This is a genomic window from Ruegeria sp. F12, assembly GCF_056533885.1.
Window position 1 is genome coordinate 157,336 of the sequence record NZ_JBQFOV010000006.1, and the last position, 17,274, is coordinate 174,609.

14 protein-coding genes are annotated in these 17,274 nt (G+C 60.1%); 5 read left to right on the top strand and 9 right to left on the bottom strand.

What is annotated here, in order from left to right; translation table 11 throughout:
- The first annotated feature begins 7 nt into the window (after window positions 1-7).
- Window positions 8-778, top strand: a complete 771-nt coding sequence (yaaA, locus tag ACR0CA_RS10980; protein ID WP_480898991.1) for a peroxide stress protein YaaA — start codon at window positions 8-10, stop codon at window positions 776-778.
- Here the strand turns inward: yaaA and ACR0CA_RS10985 are convergent.
- Both ACR0CA_RS10985 and ACR0CA_RS10990 read right to left on the bottom strand, forming a co-directional pair.
- On the bottom strand, window positions 769-1,227 hold the full coding sequence (locus ACR0CA_RS10985; protein WP_480898993.1) for a VOC family protein: 459 nt from the start codon (window positions 1,225-1,227) through the stop codon (window positions 769-771). The two genes, yaaA and ACR0CA_RS10985, sit on opposite strands and share 10 nt — an antisense overlap.
- Window positions 1,228-1,236: 9 nt before the next feature.
- Window positions 1,237-3,441, bottom strand: a complete 2,205-nt coding sequence (locus ACR0CA_RS10990) for a response regulator (RefSeq protein ID WP_480898996.1) — start codon at window positions 3,439-3,441, stop codon at window positions 1,237-1,239.
- Between the two features lie 117 nt (window positions 3,442-3,558).
- On the opposite strand from ACR0CA_RS10990, the gene ACR0CA_RS10995 reads away from it, so the two are divergent.
- Window positions 3,559-4,410, top strand: coding sequence for a 2-keto-4-pentenoate hydratase (locus ACR0CA_RS10995; protein WP_480898999.1), 852 nt, complete (start codon window positions 3,559-3,561; stop codon window positions 4,408-4,410).
- On the opposite strand, the gene ACR0CA_RS11000 is transcribed toward ACR0CA_RS10995, so the two are convergent.
- Genes ACR0CA_RS11000 through ACR0CA_RS11015 form a run of 4 tightly spaced genes read right to left on the bottom strand, consistent with a single transcriptional unit; the run spans window position 4,411 to window position 11,088 of the window.
- The gene (locus ACR0CA_RS11000; RefSeq protein WP_480899001.1) at window positions 4,411-6,453 is read right to left on the bottom strand and encodes a hypothetical protein; all 2,043 of its coding nucleotides are present in this window, start codon (window positions 6,451-6,453) and stop codon (window positions 4,411-4,413) included.
- A complete protein-coding gene (locus ACR0CA_RS11005; RefSeq protein ID WP_480899003.1) occupies window positions 6,450-9,212 on the bottom strand; it encodes a DUF4159 domain-containing protein in 2,763 nt (920 codons plus the stop codon). The genes ACR0CA_RS11000 and ACR0CA_RS11005 overlap by 4 nt, the downstream gene beginning before the upstream one ends.
- Entirely contained in the window at window positions 9,209-10,084 is an 876-nt protein-coding gene (locus ACR0CA_RS11010) for a DUF58 domain-containing protein (RefSeq protein ID WP_480899006.1), read from the bottom strand. Before ACR0CA_RS11010 ends, ACR0CA_RS11005 begins: the two co-directional genes overlap by 4 nt.
- A complete protein-coding gene (locus tag ACR0CA_RS11015) occupies window positions 10,081-11,088 on the bottom strand; it encodes an AAA family ATPase (protein WP_170789493.1) in 1,008 nt (335 codons plus the stop codon). Before ACR0CA_RS11015 ends, ACR0CA_RS11010 begins: the two co-directional genes overlap by 4 nt.
- A 64-nt stretch (window positions 11,089-11,152) precedes the next feature.
- Here ACR0CA_RS11015 and ACR0CA_RS11020 point away from each other — a divergent pair, with 64 nt between their 5' ends.
- Window positions 11,153-11,731, top strand: coding sequence for a DUF1285 domain-containing protein (locus tag ACR0CA_RS11020; RefSeq protein ID WP_480899009.1), 579 nt, complete (start codon window positions 11,153-11,155; stop codon window positions 11,729-11,731).
- Here the strand turns inward: ACR0CA_RS11020 and ACR0CA_RS11025 are convergent.
- Window positions 11,728-12,663: a DMT family transporter gene (locus ACR0CA_RS11025; protein WP_170785486.1), complete on the bottom strand. Its 936-nt coding sequence runs from the start codon at window positions 12,661-12,663 to the stop codon at window positions 11,728-11,730. The two genes, ACR0CA_RS11020 and ACR0CA_RS11025, sit on opposite strands and share 4 nt — an antisense overlap.
- A gap of 178 nt (window positions 12,664-12,841) precedes the next feature.
- Between ACR0CA_RS11025 and ACR0CA_RS11030 the strand changes: the two genes are divergently transcribed.
- Together ACR0CA_RS11030 and ACR0CA_RS11035 are read left to right on the top strand one after the other, a co-directional pair.
- Window positions 12,842-13,597, top strand: a complete 756-nt coding sequence (locus ACR0CA_RS11030) for a hydroxypyruvate isomerase family protein (RefSeq protein WP_480899012.1) — start codon at window positions 12,842-12,844, stop codon at window positions 13,595-13,597.
- A 60-nt stretch (window positions 13,598-13,657) separates the two neighbouring features.
- The gene (locus ACR0CA_RS11035; protein WP_170772971.1) at window positions 13,658-13,888 is read left to right on the top strand and encodes a DUF2798 domain-containing protein; all 231 of its coding nucleotides are present in this window, start codon (window positions 13,658-13,660) and stop codon (window positions 13,886-13,888) included.
- 43 nt (window positions 13,889-13,931) lie between these two features.
- Here ACR0CA_RS11035 and polA read toward each other — a convergent pair whose 3' ends face one another.
- Window positions 13,932-16,727, bottom strand: coding sequence for a DNA polymerase I (polA, locus tag ACR0CA_RS11040; protein ID WP_480899015.1), 2,796 nt, complete (start codon window positions 16,725-16,727; stop codon window positions 13,932-13,934).
- Between the two features lie 70 nt (window positions 16,728-16,797).
- A complete protein-coding gene (locus ACR0CA_RS11045; protein WP_170772976.1) occupies window positions 16,798-17,268 on the bottom strand; it encodes a hypothetical protein in 471 nt (156 codons plus the stop codon).
- Window positions 17,269-17,274: the final 6 nt, after the last annotated feature.

Below are 17,274 nucleotides of genomic sequence, written 5' to 3' on the forward strand. Positions count from 1 at the left end.
GGCGGATATGCTGGTAGTGATTTCCCCGGCCAAACGGCTGGACTGGGCCGAGCGCGACGTGACGGTCACGCAACCGGATTTTCAGGATGACGCGATCCGGCTGTCGAAAACCGCCCGCAACCTGACGCTGGGCGATCTGAAAAAGCTGATGGACCTGAGCGATGATCTGGCCCGCCTTAACCGCGACCGCTATCGCGCCTTTTCTGATGCGCCTGAGGCCGATCTGACCCGCCCCGCAGCGCTGGCCTTTGCTGGAGACACCTATCAGGGGCTTGAGGCTACATCTTTGGATGCAGATGAAATGGCATGGGCACAGGATCACCTGCGCATTCTGTCGGGGCTTTACGGTGTATTGCGTCCGCTGGACGCCATTCAGGCCTATCGGCTTGAGATGGGCAGCAAGCTGAAAACCCGGCGCGGCAAGAACCTGTATGAATACTGGCGCGATCAGCTGAGCAAAGCGCTGAACGCGCAGGGCGCGCAGATCGGGTCGGACGTGCTGGTGAACTGCGCCAGTCAGGAATATTTCGGCGCGGTTGATCCCAAAGCGCTGAAACTGCGGGTGATCACTCCTGTGTTCATGGAGGACAAGGCGGGCACCCCCAAGATCGTCAGCTTTTTCGCCAAGAAAGCGCGCGGGGCCATGGCGCGCTATGTCATCCAGCACCGCCTGACCGATCCTGCGGGGCTGTTGGACTTTGACAGCGGTGGGTATGAGTACCGCCCCGACCTGTCATCCGAGGACAAACCCGTCTTTGTGCGCCCCTATCAGGCCTGATCCTGCATCGAAGTGTCATAGGCCACCAGCTCGACCGTATTGCCTTCGGGGTCTTCGGTGAAAATACCGCGCCAACCGATCCAGCCGAACTGCTCGACGCGGTAAGGCTGGCCCAACTGGTCATACCAGCGCAGGACGGCCTCTTGCTCCTGAAACGGCAAAGACAAAGCAATGTGATGCAGCGATGACCCGGCTCCGGTCGTGGGGCGGCCTGTACCTGCGGGATGCAAACCGGGGCGCGGAGCGGCCGTGTGGTGGAACAAAGCCAATACCTGCGTGTGGCCGCCAAATCCTGGGCCAATTCGAAAGAATGTGATGGCGCTGTTGTGGTCGCCGCTCAGGCGCTCCAACCCGATGACATCCTCATAGAATGCCACCATTGCGCGCATGTCTGCGCACCGAATGGCAATCTCGCCCAATGCGCGCGGTTGAAATCCACGGTCCGACATTGGTACAACCTAGGTGGGTTCCTTTGCGCTATCAATCACCGGCTGTGCGTCATCAGGCTCATGATTCAAGATCATCTGATGAATTTTCCGCTTTTGCAGCGGCTTGGTCAGGTAATGATCCAACCCCGCAGACAGGATACCCTGATCATCGCCCGCCATCGCATGCGCCGTCAGCGCAACGATTGGCACAGCGCGCCCGGTCTGGATCTCATGCCGCCGAATCTCACCCGTAGCCTGTTTTCCATCCATTCCGGGCATCGAGATATCCATGAAGATCAGGTCGGGGTTAAAATTCATATAAGCCTCAACCGCCTCGGCCCCGTTATTAGCAAAGCGCAGGTCAATGTTCAGCGTCTGGACCATCTTTTGCAGGATCAACTGGTTCGTCCTGTTATCCTCAGCCGCCAAGACGCGCATCAGGCGCTGATCCAAGGTGTCTGTGGCGGGCGCTGGCTCGGTTTCCTGTTGGGCGGGGGCATCCACCTTTTGTTGACCCAATGCAGTCAGGCGCGCGTAAAGCTCGGATCGCGGGATGGGTTTTTGCAAGACCCCTTCGATCAGGTGACGGGCGGGATTGGCATGTATAGTGCCGGGATTGGCAGACATGACCACAATCGGCAACTCACCCCAGCCCCGTTCCTTCAATGTGGTGGCAAGTTCCAACCCATCCATATCCGGCAGGTCGTGGTCGCACAGCACTAGATCGACCGATGAGTCGATAGCCGCCAACGCCTCACCCCCAGAGGTGCAGACAGTGACCCGAGACCCCAGCCGCCCAAGTTGTTTGGACAAGATCGCGCGGTTGACCGCCAAATCCTCAACCACCAGCACATGGTTGAGCCTGCCTTCAAGATCAGGTGGTTCGGGCTGAGGACCTTCGGCCGTGGGCAGTGATATCCGAAACCCAAAGCACGAACCCTGCCCCGGATCGCTTTCCACCCAGATCGTTCCGCCCATCAACGTGATCAGACGCTTGGTGATAGCCAGACCCAGCCCGGTTCCTTCGAACTGGCGGTTTTTCTCATCTTCGACCTGATTAAACTCTCCAAAGATGTGGTCAATTTTCGCCTGCTCGATCCCGATGCCGGTATCTTCGATTGCCACGTGAATATCGCAGCTTTGCGCCTCGGCATTGGGGACGCCGGTGACGCGGATCAGCACATGGCCATTGGCAGTGAATTTGACAGCGTTGCCCACCAAATTGGTCAGAACTTGCCGCACCCGCCCCGGATCGCCAACAAACAGTGTGGGCAGGAACAAGTCATAGTCGACCAGCAAGGTCAGCCCCTTGTCCCGCACACCCGGTTGCAGCAACATCGCGACCTCAAGGATACAGCGTTCGAAATCGAACTGCTCGGGGTGCAGGACCAGCTTGTCAGCCTCGATCTTCGAATAGTCCAGAACATCGTTGATGATGACCAGCAACGCCTCGCCCGAATTGCGAATTGTATTGAGATAGAGCCTTTGTTCCTCATCCAAAGGTGTCTCGTCCAGCAATTCGGTCATGCCGACGATCCCGTTCATTGGGGTTCTGATCTCGTGGCTCATATTCGCCAGAAAGGCCGACTTTGCCCGATTGGCCGCTTCGGCCCGTTCTCGCGCTGATCGCAATTCAGCCTCATGCCGGACTGAAGCCGAAATATTCAGCGCTAGACTAACCACATCGCCGCCGTTGCCACGCTGATCGATGAGTTTGAAGTAGTGACCGTTCCATAGACGAATGACTTCGGGTTGCGGGTTGGCTTGCGTCCACCGTACCTTCATTCTTTCTATCCAGTCCGGGGCAGCCTCATCTCCAAGGTCGATCAGGCCCTCGGCTGTGAGAATTTCCAGAATACGGGGATAGGCAATGCCCGGCGCCACTTCTTCAATTCCGTCAAAGACGCTCAGATAAGCCGTATTGGCGCCGATCAGACGGTTATTACTGTCGAAAAACGCAAACCCGTCATGGAAGGTTTGAATCGAGTGCCACAGCCGCCGCTCGGCCACTTCAATCTTTGCATTGGCCAGTGTGAGGTCCGATTTGACCTTCTCATTCTCACCGCGGACGGTTTCAACCTCGGCCTGCGTCTCGCCAATTCGTTTGGTCAGAGCTATGGCGTGCAGGCCAAGCTTGCGGTTGGCCGCCGATAACTCGGCCTGTTTCATTTCAAGCAAGCGCTCAGCGGCAAGCCGCGCACGCCGTTCTTGTGCCAGTTTTGTTGCAAGACTCATCGTGGGCGATCCTCGGGCCATTCCGTCCCAGCATCCGGGCAGAGAGTGAAGAACTGCTTAAGCCGTTGCTTGGAAGCCAGGGCTTGTGCCAGACTTTTTGCAAGCCGGAGGCTACCTATGACAAATGCACGCTATTTTTCTGCCATCTTGCTGTTCTGCGCGGCAACGCAGCCCGCTTGGGCCGAATGCGCCACGGATGCGCAGGTTGACCGGTTTGTTCAGGATTATCTTTCCAACACGCCGACTGCGGCTCTGTCCGCCAATGGAACGATGCAAGACGCATTATGTACGCAGGCCAAAATTTCTACTGCGTTAGAGCCTTATTTGGGCCCAATCATCGGCTACAAAGCGGGTCTGACCAGCAAGCCCGCGCAGAACCGGTTTGGCGCGGATGAACCGGTGCAGGGGGTCTTGTACCGCGACATGATGGTCGCGAATGGCGCGACGGTTCCACTGAACTGGGGCGCACGCCCTGTGTTCGAGGCCGATCTGGTTCTGGTCGTGGGAGATGCTGATATCAACATGGCCACGACGCCGCTGGAGGTGATGCAAAACATATCAGCCATTCGCCCATTTATGGAACTACCGGACCTGACCCTCGCCGAAGGCGAACCGATCACGCCGATTACGTTGACTGCAATTGGGGTGGCGCCAAAATTGGGCGTTTTAGGGTCTGATATTCCTGTCTCCGACCCTGCCGCGATGTCCCAGGCCCTGCCAGATATGACCGTCACTTTGCGGGCGGCGGATGGGGAGGTGTTGGCAGAGGCTCCAGGCGCTGCAGTCATGGGGCACCCAGCCAACGCAGCGTTGTGGCTGATCTCGAAAGGAATCGAGTTTCAACCCGGCGATCTGATTTCGGTCGGCTCTTTCGGCCCGCTGGTCCCGCCTGCAAAGGGTAAAGGTGGCGCGTCGGTCAGCTATGACGGATTGCCCGGTGATCCCACAGTCAGCGTTGTGTTCAATTAATCAGCGCCGCCCTTCGCGCAGCCACCCGCCGACAAGAAATCCACCGGCCAGCAAGAGCACCAACCACGGCGGCAACAGCCCAGCCTGCGTGACATCGCGCGTTTCATAAGCGTCGCGTGGTGTTAGGCCGATCCATCCTCGTCCCGAGGCCGGTCGTCCGGCCCGCACATTTCGGATCGACGGCAAACCCTCCTCGACCCGGATGGTGCCACCGCGCAATCCCGCCAGAATAGGGTCCAGCACTTCCGAAGTCGCGATCGTGCGCTCGAACTCTTTTGGCGCGGCGGGGCCAAGGCCGATCACCGCCGAGTGCTCACCCTCCTGCAAACGATAGAGGCCAATCTCGGGCCCGTAATACTGCGCTTCGAACCGACCGGGCGAGACCTCGTCCAATGTCACCTCAAGCGTTTCGCCGTTGGGAAGCGTAACGGTCACGGGGCCGACCTCATCTTCAAGGGTCTGGCGAATGATGCGCATGATTTGACCGTTGGCTTCGGCCCACAGCGCCTCTTCCTCTAGCTCGGGCTCTTTCATCATCCAATGCGCCAGACGGCGCAGCAGTTCCAATTGCGGTCCGCCGCCTTCGAACCCGCGGCTCCACAGCCACGCGTGATCCGAGGCCAACATCGCCACGCGTCCCTCACCCACACGGTCCAGTACCAGCAGGGGGCGGTCGTCCACGCCGGTCATCAGCATCTCACCCCGGCGCTGGTTCACGTCGATCTGCCGCAGCCATGCGCCCCAGTTTTCAGGATCACCCAGATCGGTCGTCACCGGATGGCGCTGACCCAGATCCGTCACCATAGGGACAAAGCGTTCTTCGATCACCCGTGCAGTTGGCTGCGCCGGTAGGATTGAGGCCAAAGGCGACCGGAAAATACTATCAGCGCTGGCAAAATCCGGCCCCGCCGCGATCAGAACTGCACCACCTTCATTAATGTAGTTACTGACATTGTCCAGATAGATGGCGGGCAGGATTCCGCGCCGTTTGTAGCGATCAAAGATGATCAAGTCGAAATCGTTGATCTTTTCCAAAAACAACTCACGTGTGGGGAAGGCGATCAGCGAAAGCTCATCCACCGGCACGCCGTCCTGTTTCTCGGGTGGACGCAGGATGGTGAAATGCACCAGATCGACCGAGCTGTCGGATTTCAGCAGGTTCCGCCATGTCCGCCCGCCGGGATGCGGCTCGCCCGAGACCAGCAGCACCCGCAGGCGATCCCGAACGCCGTTCATCTGGATCAAGGCGGTATTGTTGCGATCGGTCAGCTCACCTTCAGCCTGCGGAACGGTGAATTGCAGCACGTTGCGCCCGCCATGAGGCAGCGTGACGGGCAATTCCACATCTGTGCCAATGGGAATGGTGAATTGCTCGGGCTCGGCCCCGTCGACCGAGATTTCAAGCGGCGCCGTAGTGGCACCGGCAGGGGCAGCGCCGCTATCCTCGACCCGCAGGGTCAGGGTCACGGGCTCGCCGATAATGGCAAAAGCCGGGGCGTTGCGGACAATCAGGCGGCGGTCCCAGTCGCTGGAGCGCCCGGTCTGCAACAGATGCATCGGCGCTGGCAGGTCCGGGGCCTGATCCGCGTCATGCACGATCCCGTCCGAAACGACAACGATACCCGCGATCCGGGCGCGGGGTTCTTCGGCCAACGCCTCATTCAACGCGGCCATAACCTGGGTGCCCTCGTCGCCGTCGCCATCGCCGACCTTGATGCGGCGCAGCTCGGTGTTGTCGCGGGATTCGATCTCATCCGCCAGGGCATCCGCCGCTTGCGCTGTTTGTTCAGCCCGGTCCGACAAGGTCTGACTGGCGCTTTCGTCTTCGATCATCAGCACGATGTCGGTCAGAGGCGCACGGTCCTCGACCTGATAGACCGGCCCGGATAACGCCGCAATCACCACCAGGGCCGCCAGCAAACGCAATGCCCAGCCGGACAGACCACGCCACAGGGCAACAGCCACCCCGGCTATCGCAATCGCCGCCACCACTGCCAGAACAGGCCACGGGATCAGCGGATCAAAAAGTACGGTTCCCGTCATTGTCCCAACCTGTCCAGCAGAGCAGGCACATGCACCTGATCCGATTTGTAATTCCCGGTCAGCACATGCATCACCAGATTGACCCCGAAACGATTGGCCAATTCGCGCTGTCGCTCTCCGGCATATCCGCGCCCGACGGGCAGAAGTGCCTGACCATTGCGATCCACCGCCCAGGCTGCGGCCCAGTCATTGCCACCAATCACCACCGGTGTCACATTGTCATTGAGGTTGCGGAAGGGCATCCCCTCGATCTGTTCCGCATCCAGCGGCGCGGCTTCAACCCACACATCCGCTCCGGCATGGCGACCCGGAAAATCCTGCAACAGGTAGAATGTCCGCGTCAGCACATGGTCACGCGGGATCGGCTCTAACGAAGGGATATTCAGCGGCGCGGCCAGTTGCTGTAGCTTGCGTCCATTGGGGCTGGCAGCCCCGAACCGCGCCACGTTGGAATCGCGCGTGTCAAACAGGATCATGCCACCCGAGCGCAGATAGGCGTTCAGCTTGGAATACGCCTCGACCGAGGGTTGCGGTTGATCCGGCGTGATCGGCCAGTAGAGCAGCGGGAAAAACGCCAGTTCATCACGCTCCAGATCAACGCCCACAGGCCCGGCCGGTTCCACCGACGTGCGGTAGAACAGGGTCTGCGCCAACCCGCGCATCCCGGCCTCTGCGATCTCATCCACGTCGGCATTTCCGGTCAGCACATGGGCCAGCACCAGTTCAGTCGTTGCGTTCAGGGCAAACTCGGTCTCGTCGGGCGTTTGCGCCTGCACCTCGGGTGCGATCAGCACTGCGCCCAGCGCAATCGCCGCCGCGCGCGCAAGACCAAGCCGCCCCGACAACGCCAACGAGGCGATCACGTCCACGGTCAACAACAGCAGCGCAAGACTGAGCAATATGCCTCCAATCGGGGTTTCAGTGCTGATTTCCTGCCCTTTGATCGGCACATCCAAAGGCCAAGAAACCGGCGTCAGAACGGTATCTTCAGCCAAGACGTTCAACGCCAGCTTCTGTTTGCCGCTTTCATAGAGACCGGGGCGCAAGTCAGGACCGATCGTGCCCGTCACCAGATCAACCCCGTCGACACCGGCAAGATTCCCTGCATCCATCAAACCGCCAAAACCGTCCATGACTTGCACTGGCGCCCAGGTGGTGCCCTGCAACTGAGACTCTTGCCGCGACTTAGCTGCCGAGGCGACAGCCAGACGATCCAACATTTCGACGAACAAACCGGACAGAGGCAAGCTGGACCATTCCGCATCTGCCGTTACGTGAAACAGCACCACCTGCCCCAGACCCAGCGCTTTGCGCGTGACCAGTGGCGTCCCATCCGACAGCGATGCAATCACTCGATCCGCCAGATTAGGGTCAGGTTGCGCCATCACCTGCGTCGTAACGGAAACGTCCGACGGCACCCGTAAGCCATAAAAGGGCGAGCCTTCGGGGAAGGGGGCAAGCCCCTTGGCCTCACCCCAGCTCATCGCACCACCGACCGAGCGGCCACCGCTGCGCAGCCGAACCGGCAACAGCGTATCCTCGGCATCGCGGCCCAGATCGCTGGCAGCCATGCGCGGTCCGGCAAAGCGCAACAGCAACCCGCCTTGTTCCACCCATTCGACAACAGCTTCTTGCTCACCCGCAGAAAGTTTCGCCACATCGGCCAGCACGATCACATCTGGGTTCGCGGGCAGAACATCCATCAACCCGCCTTCGACAAAATCCGCCGTAGGGGTCAAAACCTGCGTCAAGTAATGCAGCGGCGACAACAGCTCCAGCCCTTCGCGGTTCAGGGTTCCCGCGATCAGCGCAACCTCGCGCCTGCGCAGGCTGTCATCAGTCAAGGTCATCGCGCCCGCCGAGCGCTGGCCCTGAATTTCAAACCGAGTGATCCGTGCGCGCAGCTCGGACGGCAAGGCCAGTTCGACCTGCGCCTGCGTTTCGCCGCTGGCAAATTCCATCGCCGCGGATTGCAGAACGCGCATCACTCCAGCCGGGTCACGGCCCTGCGCCAAAACAGTGATCTGCTGGGCTGGGCCAGGTTCGGTCCGCTGCGCTGTCAGTTGGATCAGCCCGTCCTGATATGTGGCAGGCAAAAGGGCAACAACCGCTGAGGCCGCCTGATACACCGTGACCTCACCCCGCCCTTGCAATGTCGCTAGGATCGTATCCTGGCCATCAAAATCGAGACGATCACTGAACCAATGCGTGTCGAAGCCCCCGTCCAACTGATCCAGCGCAGCCAGAGTCTGTTCTATTTGCACCCCGGTCGGTTGCCAGGGTGTCGGCGCCAGCCCCGGTAACCTGCCGCGCCAGTCTTCGGCGGATTGGAACACCGGTGCTTCGGGTTCGGTCAGGCTCAGGATCGCAACGGTGCGCCCGGCGCGTCCGGCCTCGGCCAGTTGTGCGTCGATCTGATCCAGCGTTGCGGACCAGCGGGTGGCCCCGGCCCAGCTGGCATCCAGCACCAGCATCAGCGGGCCTGACCCCGCTTGATCACGCGAGGGGTTCAGTACCGGCCCTGCAAGTCCGATGATGATCGCCGCCGCCGCCAGCATCCGCAACAAAAGCAGCCACCACGGCGTGCGGTCCGAGACGCTTTCTTCATCCTTCAGCCCCAGCAACAGAGTCACAGCCGGAAACAGCCGCCGGATCGGCGCTGGCGGCACGGCGCGCAGGATCAGCCACAGGATCGGCAGGGTCAGCAGACCCAGCAACACCCATGGCGCGGTAAAACCGATGCCTGCCAAAATCGTCATACAGACCCCCGATCCAAAGCACGATAAAGCCACAACAGAGCCGCCTGCGCGCTGTCACCCGTATGATGCAGCCCAAGTTGCCAACCGGTCGCGCGGCACAACTGCGTCAGCGCATCCTTGCGTTTGGCAAGCCGGTCCAGATAGCGATCGCGCAGCTCTCCGGCCTTCAATGTCTCGTGGCGGGTCGTGCCGCCGACGCTTTCGAAAATGGTCCGGCCACGATAGGGAAAGCTCTCCTCGGTCGGGTCCAGAATCTGCAACAGAACGCCGCGAACGCCCCGGTCCGCAGCTTTGGTCAGGGCCAGTTCGACCTCGTCCATGGGCCCCAGAAAATCGGAAATGAAAACGGCCCGCGCATGCGGGATCATGGCGCGGTGCTCGGGTGGAGCATAGTCGGCCTCGGCATCCTCGGACCAGGCTTGCGCCAGCCGCACGATCTGTGCGTTGCCGCGCCGAGGCGGTAGTGTTGTTCCTGTCAGGCCAACACGTTCGCCACCCCGCACCAGCAGGATGGCCGTAGCCAGACCCAGCAAGCGCGCCCGGTCCGCCTTGGTCGGTTGGTTCTTGTCAGACGCAAACCGCATCGAGGCGCCCTGATCGACCCACAGCATCACCGATTGCGCGATCTGCCATTCGCGCTCGCGCACAAATTGCTGATCCCCGCGCGCCGAGCGGCGATGGTCGATCATCCGACGACTGTCACCGATCTGCGCCGGGCGGTACTGCCAGAAATCATCACCCAGACCCGACCGCCTGCGCCCGTGATCGCCCAGCAGAACCGTTCCGGCCAGATGTTCGGCCCGCGCCAACAGGGGCGGCAGCCGGGACGCCTCTGCCTCGGATCTTTCACGAAGGGTCAGCGCGGCATTCACGCCGCAGCCTCGGTGCGGATCAAGCCGGCAGCGGTGCTTTCGATCAGATCAGCAAGGCTGTCCCCGCGCGCCCGGGCGGCAAAGTTCAGCGCCATCCGGTGGCTGAGCACAGGGCGCGCCATATCCAAGACGTCCTCAGCATTCGGGGCCAGCCGTCCCTGCAACATCGCCCGCGCCCGCACGGTCATCATCAGCGCCTGCGCCGCCCGCGGACCGGGGCCCCACGCAACGGTTTCGGCCACACGTTCAGACACGCCCGCCTCATCCGGGCGGAAGGCGCGAACCAGATCGAGGATCAGCTCAACCACCGAATCTCCGACGGGCATGCGCCGCAACAGAACCTGAGCGGCCAGCAATTCCTCTTTAGTGAAAATCTCATGCGCGTCGTCTTCTTCGACGCCTGTTGTCGCCAACAGAATATCCCGCTCGGTCTGGCGATCGGGGTATTCCACGTCGATCTGCACAAGGAAACGGTCCAACTGCGCCTCGGGCAGCGGATAGGTGCCTTCCTGCTCAATCGGGTTCTGCGTCGCCAATACATGAAAGGGCGTCCCCAGCGAGCGATCCTCGCCCGCCACTGTCACAGTGCGTTCCTGCATCGCTTGCAGCAGCGCAGATTGCGTCCGGGGGCTGGCGCGGTTGATCTCATCCGCCATCAGCAGCTGGCAAAAGATCGGGCCCGAAATAAAGCGGAAATGGCGGCTGCCATCTTCGGCGGTATCCAGAACCTCGGACCCCAGAATATCGGCAGGCATCAGGTCCGGCGTAAACTGGATGCGGTTGCCGTGCAGGCCCATCACCGTCGACAGCGTCTCGACCAATCGCGTCTTACCCAGACCGGGCAGACCGATCAGCAACGCATGCCCGCCGCACAGCAGAGCGGTCAGGGTCAGGTCCACGACCCTCTCCTGTCCGATAAAGCGACGGGTGATCGAGGACTTGGCCTCTTGCAGTTTGGTTTCCAGCGCTTCGATCTCGGACACGAGGTCGGCAGGTTCGGTCATGACTTTCCCTTCCGTGGACTAATATGGTTGAAGTGTATCGCGCGAAAAGGAAATGGCAAAAGTAATGAGCGGACAAAAACCTGTGACACCTTCCCCTGATGGCATTGCGGCATCAGTCAATGCCGCCAAAACCAAGGGCCTACCCCCGGTTCATCTGTGGAATCCTCCGTTTTGCGGCGATCTGGACATCCATATCGCCAAAGATGGCTCTTGGACTTATCTAGGGTCGCCGATCAACCGGTTCGAGCTTGTGAAGCTTTTTTCCTCAATTCTTAAGAAGGAAGACGGGAAATATTACCTCGTTACCCCTGTCGAGAAGGTGGGAATCACTGTCGAGGACGCGCCTTTCGTGGCGATCGATTTCGATGCGACGGGCAAGGGCACGGCGCAGACGCTATGTTTCACCACCCATGTGGGGGATGAAGCCGTCGCAGGGCCCGGCCATCCGATCCGCATTGTCATCGACCCCGAATCCGAGGAACCCGCGCCCTACATCCTGATCCGCGCAAATCTTGAGGCGCGGATCGACCGCAAAAGCTTCTACCGGTTGGTCGATATCGCCGAACATAGCGACGGCTGGTTCGGTGTCTGGTCGGGTGGGCAGTTTTTTCCCCTGATCCGGTCCGAGGAGTTGCCGGATTAGACCCGACGCGCCACGCGACGGTCCTGCGCCAACAGCACGGCGATTGCCACGATCCCCGCGCCCAGCGCGCGGGTCCAGTTCCAGTCCTCACCCAGAACCAGCATGATCAACATCACGTAAAACGGCGCAATGTTGATGTGGAACGCGGCCAGCGCCACGCCGATTTTGCCAACGGATGCGATGAAAAAGACCTGACTCAGCCCCATTGAGATCAGCGCATACATCACAAGCATACCCATCTGTTGCATATCGACCGGCGCTGTCGGTGCAACGCTGACACCCATTTGCGCGGCGCAGAAAAACAGAACCGAGGCCGTTACCAGCCCGCCGACAAAAGTGATCGTACTGCGCCCTGTCTGGCTAAGCGCCGGGAAATCCCGCGCCGTCGCCATACTGGCCCAGCAAAACAGGGCCGTGGACGCAATGGCGCAGGCCGCACCCAAACCTAATTGCGCCGGGGCCAGCGCGCTGGTTGCAATCAGCCCGCCGATGATCGACACGACCACGCCCAGCGCAAAATTCCACCGCAAGCGCCGCGTACCTGTCGCCAGTTCCAGCAGAGTTGCAAACAAGGGCGCGCCGGACGCAATAATCGCAACCGTCACCGGGTCAGTCAGCTTTTGCGCCAGAATGATCAGGAACATCCCCGACCCCAGCGCAGCGCCGACAAACATCGCGTGCCCCCAACGCGCGCGCAACACCCGCGCGGGCCCATCCATCAACACCCAGACCGGCACCATCACCAGCACTGCCAACGCCAACCGCGCCACCAGCAACGTAATCGGAGGCCAAGTTTGCAGCAAAACCTCGGCCGCAGGAAACCCGGCTGCCCATGTCAGCATGGACGCCACTGCCAGGCCATTGCCGGATACAGCCGAGCGGCGCCCCGCAGACACAGAAAGAGTGTTCCCGCGCACGGGGTCAGGGCTCATCGCCATGGTGTCAGACCTTCTGTTGGAACGGTGGCCGAAAATGATCCACCGTGATGGCTGAAGGCTGGCTGATTCGGGCCGATGGTTCTGGCCGGTTTTCGACAAACTGTCGTTTTCAGTCTCTTTCGTTGAAATCGCTCCAAGGCTAAGGTCCGGCCAGCATCACGTGGGACCTCTTATGCCGAAATTCGCCGCCAACATCTCGCTGCTCTTTACCGAGCTGCCCTATCTCGACCGGTTTCAGGCCGCGGCGGAGGCCGGGTTTCAGGCAGTCGAGATCCTGTTTCCCTATGAGCTGGCTGCCAAGGAAACCCGCCGCGCCCTGCTGGCCAACGGGCTGGACCTGGTGCTGATCAACGCCCCTCCGCCCAACTACACCGGTGGCGAGCCAGGCTATGCTGCGGTCCCAGGTGGCGAAGCGCGGTTTCAGTCCGATATTCGCCGCGTCATGCGCTACGCCGATGTTTTGAAACCAGGGCTGATCCATATCATGTCGGGGTATTACGCGGGACCAGATGCACTAAAAACCATGGTTGAGAACCTGAAATGGGCCGCCGATTTCGCCCCCAAACAGCACTTTACGATCGAGCCGCTGAACCCTGTCTCACAACCCAACTACTTCCTGAACGATTATGATCTGGCTGCCGAAGTTCTGGCCTTGGTGGACCGCCCCAATATCGGCCTGCAATATGACAGCTTCCACGCTCATATGATCCACGGTGACGCGCTGGACGTCTGGCACCGCTTTCACCACATTGTCACCCATGCTCAGATCGGTGCCGCCCCAGGCCGGTCCGAGCCCGGACGCGGGCCAACAGACTTTGCTGCGCTTTTCGAGACCTTTGACGAAATGGGCTATTCCGGCTGGGTCAGTGCCGAATATACCCCCTCAACGGCGCAAACTATCAACAGTCTGGACTGGGTAGAGTTCTGATATCTGGCCTTTTCAAAAAAAATCGCGCAGACATCACCACAATGACTTGAAGGAACTGTGATGATCCCTGCCCGCTTTTCGCGCATTGTGTTCTGTCTGATCATGTCGGGGCTGATGTCCTGCATCGTCACAGGCATTGCCACTGTCAAGGCCATAGGATTTGGGCCCACCACATTCGGCGATTGGATGTCTGCTTGGGGGTTTTGCTGGCCCATCGCCTTTACGGTCATCTTTATCCTGGGACCCACCGTACAACGGTTGGTGAACCGTCTGGTCAAGACGCAGGATTGACCCGCTGCGAAGAGGGCCCGCCGGGCCTGATGAGCAGCGCTTCTTAGTGCGCCTCGGCCCAATTCGCGCCTTGCCCTGCATCCACGCTTAGCTTCACGTCCAGCTTCACCGCGGGGTCCGATGCCCCCTCCATCACATCGCGCGCCACACGAATCACCTGATCCACTGCATCCTCAGCCACTTCGAACAGCAATTCGTCATGCACCTGCAATAGCATCTTGGCAGGCAGCCCGTTGATCGCATCCGGCATCCGTACCATCGCGCGCCGGATCACATCTGCTGCCGTGCCCTGAATCGGCGCGTTGATCGCCGCCCGACGCGAGAACCCGGCATGCGGCCCCTTGGCATTGATCTCAGGCGTATGGATTTTGCGGCCGAACAGCGTCTGCACGTATCCGTTCTCTTTCGCAAAAGCGATGGTGTCGTCCATATATGTCCGTATACCCGGAAAGCGTTCGAAATAGCGGTCAATGAACCCCTGCGCCTCGGACCGAGGAATGCGCAAATTGCGCGCCAGACCAAAGCCCGAAATCCCGTAAATCACACCAAAATTGATCGCCTTAGCCTGGCGGCGGATTTCAGGTGTCATCTCATCCAGCGGCACGTCAAACATCTCGGAGGCGGTCATGGCGTGAATGTCCAACCCATCCGAAAACGCCTGTTTCAGGGTCGAGATGTCAGCGATATGAGCCAAAATCCGCAATTCAATCTGGCTATAGTCGAGGCTAACCATTACATTGCCCGGCTCGGCAATAAACGCCTCACGAATGCGACGCCCTTCTTCAGTGCGCACCGGTATGTTCTGCAGGTTCGGATCGGTCGAGGCCAGACGCCCCGTATTCGCCCCCGTGATCGAGTAAGACGTATGCACCCGGCCTGTATCCGGGTTGATATGGGTTTGCAGCGCATCGGTATAGGTCGATTTCAGCTTGGAAAGCTGCCGCCAGTCCAACACCCGGCGGGGCAGTTCGTGTTCGGTGGCAAGATCTTCCAGAATGTCAGCCCCGGTCGAATACTTCCCAGTCTTGCCTTTCTTACCGCCCTCAAGCCCCATCTTGTCGAACAGGATCTCACCCAGTTGCGCGGGCGATCCCACATTGAAATTCTCACCGGCCAATTCGTGAATTTCAGCCTCTAACCCGGCCATTTTTTGCGCGAAGGCGTTGGACATGCGGCTCAGGACATCGCGGTCCACCTTGATGCCGTGCATCTCCATTTCCTTGAGGACCGGCACCAGAGGCCGCTCCAGCGTCTCATACACGGTCGTCACCTGCACCTGATGCAGTTGCGGCTTGAACAGTTTCCAAAGGCGCAGCGTGATATCCGCATCCTCAGCGGCATAGGCAGTGGCCTCGTCAATCGGCACCTTGTCGAAAGTGATTGCGGATTTGCCGGACCCCAGCAGCGGTTTGATCGGAATGGGCGTGTGGTTCAGGTAACGCTCGGACAGCGTATCCATCCCATGCCCGTGTTCGCCGCCATGCATGGCGTAAGACATCAGCATCGTGTCGTCGATTGGCGCCACGTCCACGCCATAGCGCGCGAAAATCTTGGCGTCGTATTTCATGTTCTGGCCGATTTTCAGGATCGAGGCGTCCTGAAGCATCGGTTTGAGCAAAGTTAGAGCCTCATCCAGCTGCATCTGCCCCTCGGCCAGCGCGTCTGAGCCGAACAAGTCATCCGATGCCCCATCGCGGTGAGTCAGCGGGATGTAACAGGCCGAACCCGCCTCAACACTTAGCGAAATACCCACCAGATCGGCGATCATTTCGTTCAATCCGGTGGTCTCGGTATCGACGGCCACCCAGCCGGTCTGATAAGCGCGGTCGATCCACGCCTGCAGCGCGGTTGCATCGCGCACGCATTCGTATTTCGAGGCGTCGAAAGAGATATCCTCAGCCTCGGTCACAACTTCGGGCGCAGGCGCATCAGCAATCACCGGGGCCTCGGCCCCCAGCTTGTCGGCAATTCGCTTGGTGAGGGTGCGGAACTCCATATCCGCCAAGAACCCCAGCAGGGTCTCAGCGTCGGGGTCCTGAACCTCAAGATCATCCAGCGTGAAATCCAGCGGGGTGTTTTCGTCCAACTGCACCAGTTTTTTCGACAGCTCAATCTGGTCGCGCTTTTCGATCAGGGTCTGGCGGCGTTTGGGCTGTTTGATCTCTTCCGCGCGGTCCAGCAGGGTTTCCAGATCACCGTATTCATTGATCAACAGAGCCGCCGTTTTCACCCCAATCCCCGGCGCACCGGGCACGTTATCTACAGAATCCCCCGCAAGCGCCTGCACATCCACCACCCGTTCAGGCCCCACGCCGAACTTCTCAATCACGCCGTCGCGGTCGATACGCTTGTTCTTCATCGCGTCCAGCATTTCGACGCCGCCGCCCACCAGCTGCATCAGGTCTTTGTCCGAGCTGACAATGGTTACGCGCCCGCCTGCCTCACGCGCCTGGACGGCCAGCGTGGCGATGATATCGTCGGCTTCATAGCCTTCCAACTCCTTGCAGGCGATGTTGAAGGCGCGGGTCGCCTCGCGTGTCAGAGGCATCTGCGGACGCAGGTCTTCAGGCATGGCCTCGCGGTTGGCCTTGTAGAGGTCATAGAGGTCATTGCGGAACGTGTGCGAGCCCTTGTCAAAGATCACCGCCACGTGGGTCGGCGCATCCGGTCCCGCGTTCCCTTCGACATATTTCTGCAGCATGTTGCAGAAGCCCGATACAGCGCCGATGGGCAGCCCATCGGATTTGCGCGTCAGCGGGGGCAGCGCGTGATAGGCCCGAAAAATAAAGGCTGATCCGTCGATCAGATGCAGATGACACCCTTTTCCGAAATTGCTCATGCGCGCTCTCCCTGTCGGTCAGGGATCGTTCTGCCACAGGGGCAGACGGGTGACCAGTCAGGAACGTGCCCTAACCCCCAAAGAGGCCGCTGAAAAAGTCCGAAAAACTATGCACCAGGGCCATTATGACCAGCACACCGAGGAACGCAAAAAACGCAAAGGCGAAAAACTGAAACAGAATGGCGCCAACACCGATAACCATTCCGGCGATGGCCGGGCGACGCCTTTCGTGACGCAGAAGGCCAATGACCGAAACAACAATCGCCAGCCCGCCAAGCATCGCCACACCGATTTGCAAAAAATCATCCAGATCGCGGGTTCGGGCTACAGGCTCGGGTTGCTCTGCCCCCGTGGCGGCACGCAGGGTCGATTTCCCGATCTCGGCCGCCAGTTCGCCAAGCGTGACGCCTGTAGATTGCTGAGGCGCAAACGGTCCCGCCCAAAACACAAACAAGGCGGCGAACAACGCCAAAGCAGCGAAACAGAATCCGACCCAGCCAAAAACCGGGCTTGCGCTGTCCGTTTGAGTAATCTCAGTCATCACACT

Bases quoted from the DNA above. Each gene is read 5' to 3' on its own strand.
- ACR0CA_RS10995 (WP_480898999.1), top strand. From the start codon at position 3,559: ATGACAAATGCACGCTATTTTTCTGCCATCTTGCTGTTCTGCGCGGCA.
- ACR0CA_RS11030 (WP_480899012.1), top strand. From the start codon at position 12,842: ATGCCGAAATTCGCCGCCAACATCTCGCTGCTCTTTACCGAGCTGCCC.
- ACR0CA_RS11000 (WP_480899001.1), bottom strand. From the start codon at position 6,453: ATGACGGGAACCGTACTTTTTGATCCGCTGATCCCGTGGCCTGTTCTG.
- ACR0CA_RS10990 (WP_480898996.1), bottom strand. From the start codon at position 3,441: ATGAGTCTTGCAACAAAACTGGCACAAGAACGGCGTGCGCGGCTTGCC.
- yaaA (WP_480898991.1), top strand. From the start codon at position 8: ATGCTGGTAGTGATTTCCCCGGCCAAACGGCTGGACTGGGCCGAGCGC.
- ACR0CA_RS11025 (WP_170785486.1), bottom strand. From the start codon at position 12,663: ATGAGCCCTGACCCCGTGCGCGGGAACACTCTTTCTGTGTCTGCGGGG.
- ACR0CA_RS11020 (WP_480899009.1), top strand. From the start codon at position 11,153: ATGAGCGGACAAAAACCTGTGACACCTTCCCCTGATGGCATTGCGGCA.
- polA (WP_480899015.1), bottom strand. From the start codon at position 16,727: ATGAGCAATTTCGGAAAAGGGTGTCATCTGCATCTGATCGACGGATCA.
- ACR0CA_RS11045 (WP_170772976.1), bottom strand. From the start codon at position 17,268: ATGACTGAGATTACTCAAACGGACAGCGCAAGCCCGGTTTTTGGCTGG.
- ACR0CA_RS10985 (WP_480898993.1), bottom strand. From the start codon at position 1,227: ATGTCGGACCGTGGATTTCAACCGCGCGCATTGGGCGAGATTGCCATT.
- ACR0CA_RS11015 (WP_170789493.1), bottom strand. From the start codon at position 11,088: ATGACCGAACCTGCCGACCTCGTGTCCGAGATCGAAGCGCTGGAAACC.
- ACR0CA_RS11035 (WP_170772971.1), top strand. From the start codon at position 13,658: ATGATCCCTGCCCGCTTTTCGCGCATTGTGTTCTGTCTGATCATGTCG.
- ACR0CA_RS11005 (WP_480899003.1), bottom strand. From the start codon at position 9,212: ATGACGATTTTGGCAGGCATCGGTTTTACCGCGCCATGGGTGTTGCTG.